This window comes from Streptomyces naganishii JCM 4654, from assembly GCF_014650575.1.
In the GTDB taxonomy this organism is placed as follows: domain Bacteria; phylum Actinomycetota; class Actinomycetes; order Streptomycetales; family Streptomycetaceae; genus Streptomyces; species Streptomyces naganishii.
Window position 1 is genome coordinate 1 of record NZ_BMVF01000048.1, and the last position, 2,974, is coordinate 2,974.

General features: G+C 70.3%; 3 protein-coding genes. All 3 read left to right on the plus strand.

Features of this window, described 5'->3' with window-relative positions; translation table 11 throughout:
* Positions 1-1,345: vitamin B12 dependent-methionine synthase activation domain-containing protein (locus IE217_RS34260; RefSeq protein WP_190181868.1), on the plus strand; the 1,345-nt coding region annotated here is incomplete at its 5' end.
* Positions 1,342-2,199, plus strand: coding sequence for a methylenetetrahydrofolate reductase [NAD(P)H] (metF, locus tag IE217_RS34265; RefSeq protein WP_190181869.1), 858 nt, complete (start codon positions 1,342-1,344; stop codon positions 2,197-2,199). The genes IE217_RS34260 and metF, both read left to right, overlap by 4 nt.
* Positions 2,189-2,974 (plus strand): adenosylhomocysteinase (locus IE217_RS34270; RefSeq protein ID WP_190181870.1); only part of this gene is annotated, 786 nt, incomplete at its 3' end. The genes metF and IE217_RS34270, both read left to right, overlap by 11 nt.

The window sequence follows — 2,974 nt, forward strand, 5'->3', positions numbered from 1 at the left end:
CATGGAGAAGACCGACGAGGCCGGCAAGGGCACGATCGTGCTCGCCACGGTGCGGGGCGATGTCCACGACATCGGCAAGAACCTGGTCGACATCATCTTGTCCAACAACGGCTACAACGTGGTCAACCTGGGCATCAAGCAGCCGGTCTCGGCGATCCTGGAGGCCGCCGACGAGCACAGGGCCGACGTCATCGGCATGTCGGGCCTGCTGGTCAAGTCCACGGTGATCATGAAGGAGAACCTGGAGGAGCTCAACGCCCGTGGTCTGGCCGCCACTTACCCGGTCATCCTCGGCGGCGCCGCGCTGACCCGGGCGTATGTGGAGCAGGACCTGCACGAGATCTACCAGGGCGAGGTCCGCTACGCCCGTGACGCCTTCGAGGGCCTGCGTCTGATGGACGCCCTCATCGGCGTCAAGCGCGGCGTGCCGGGCGCCAAGCTGCCCGAACTGCGGCCCCGCCGCGTCCGCGCCGCCACCGTCGAGATCGAGGACCGCCCGGAGGAGGGCCACGTCCGCTCCGACGTCGCCACCGACAACCCCATCCCCACCCCGCCCTTCTGGGGCACCCGCGTGATCAAGGGCATCCAGCTCAAGGAGTACGCCTCCTGGCTGGACGAGGGCGCCCTGTTCAAGGGCCAGTGGGGCCTGAAGCAGGCCCGCACCGGCGCCGGGCCCACCTACGAGGAGCTGGTGGAGACCGAGGGCCGGCCCAGGCTGCGCGGCCTGCTCGACCGGCTCCAGACGGAGAACCTGCTGGAGGCCGCGGTCGTCCACGGCTACTTCCCGTGCGTCTCCAAGAACGACGACCTGATCATCCTCGACGAACAGGGCAACGAGCGCACCCGGTTCACCCTCCCGCGCCAGCGCCGCGGCCGCCGGCTGTGCCTGGCCGACTTCTTCCGGCCCGAGGAGTCGGGCGAGACGGACGTGGTGGGCTTCCAGGTCGTCACCGTCGGCTCGCGGATCGGCGAGGCCACGGCGAAGCTGTTCGAGTCGCACTCCTACCGCGACTACCTCGAACTGCACGGACTGTCCGTGCAGTTGGCCGAGGCGCTGGCCGAGTACTGGCACGCCCGCGTGCGCGCCGAGCTCCGGATCGCGGGCGGCGACCCGGACACGCTGGACGGCATGTTCCGCACCGCCTACCAGGGGTGCCGCTACTCCCTGGGCTATCCGGCCTGCCCGAACCTGGAGGACCGGGCGAAGATCGCCGAGCTGCTGCGGCCGGAGCGCATCGGAGTCCACCTGTCCGAGGAGTTCCAGCTGCACCCCGAGCAGTCCACGGACGCCATCGTCGTGCACCACCCCGAGGCGAGCTACTTCAACGCGGGAGGCGAGCGGTGACGACCTTCTCCTTCGAGTTCTTCCCCCCGAAGACCCCGGCCGGGGAGCGCACCCTGTGGGACACCGTCCGCCGGGTCGAGTCGCTGCGCCCGGACTTCGTGTCGGTCACCTACGGCGCCGGGGGCTCCTCACGGGACCGTACCGTCGAGGTGACCCGGCGCATCGCCCGGGAGACCACGCTGCGCCCGGTGGCCCATCTGACGGCGGTGGGCCACTCGGTGGCCGAGCTGCGGCACATCATCGGCGCCTACGCCGACGCCGGCATCCGGGACGTGCTCGCCCTGCGCGGCGACCCGCCGGGCGACCCCAAGGGCCCATGGGTGCCGCACCCGGACGGCTTCACGCACGCCTACCAGCTGGTCGAACTGGTGCGTTCACTCGGCGACTTCACCATCGGGGTGGCCGCCTTCCCGGAGAGGCACCCGCGTTCGGCCGACTGGCGGTCCGACATCTCGCACTTCGTGGCCAAGTGCCGGGCGGGCGCGGACTACGCGATCACGCAGATGTTCTTCGACGTGGAGGACTACCTGCGGCTGCGGGACCGGGTGACCGCGGCCGGCTGCGACGTCCCGATCATCCCGGAGATCATGCCCGCGACCGACGTACGGCAGATCCGCCGTTTCGCCGAGCTGAGCGACGCGGCCTTCCCCGAGGACCTCGCCCACCGCCTGGAGGCGGTGCGCGGGGACGCGGCGGCCGGGCACCGCGTCGGGGTCGAGCACGCGACCCGCATGGCCGAGCGCCTGCTCGCCGAGGGCGCGCCCGGCCTGCACTACATCACCCTCAACAAGTCCACCGCGGCCCTGGACATCCACCGCGACGTCATGAGTTCAAGGAGTCTCCGTGTCAGCTGAGTTCGCGGATTTCAAGGTCGCCGACCTTTCCCTGGCCGAGTTCGGCCGCAAGGAGATCAGCCTCGCCGAGCACGAGATGCCGGGCCTGATGGCGATCCGCGAGGAGTACGCCGAGCGCCGGCCGCTCAAGGGCGCGCGGATCACCGGCTCCCTGCACATGACCGTGCAGACGGCCGTCCTGATCGAGACCCTGGTCGCGCTGGGGGCGAAGGTCCGCTGGGCGTCCTGCAACATCTACTCCACGCAGGACCACGCGGCCGCCGCCGTGGCCGCCGCGGGCATCCCGGTCTTCGCCTGGAAGGGCGAGACCCTGGAGGAGTACTGGTGGTGCACCGAGCAGGCGCTGACCTGGCCGGACAGCCCCACCGGCGGCCCGAACACGATCCTGGACGACGGCGGTGACGCCACCCTCCTGGTGCACCAGGGCGTCGCGTACGCGAAGACGGGCGAGCTGCCCGCCGCGAGCAGCGAGGAACTGGCTGTCGTACGGGCCCTGCTGGAGTCGAGCACCCTCGACTGGACCGCCGTCGCCTCCGAGATCCGTGGTGTGACGGAGGAGACCACCACCGGTGTCCACCGTCTGTACGAGATGCAGCGGGACGGGACGCTGTTGTTCCCGGCGATCAATGTGAACGACTCGGTGACGAAGTCGAAGTTCGACAACAAGTACGGGTGCCGGCATTCGCTGGTGGACGGGATCAACCGGGCCACCGATGTGCTGATCGGCGGCAAGACGGCCGTGGTGTGCGGGTACGGGGACGTGGGCAAGGGCTGC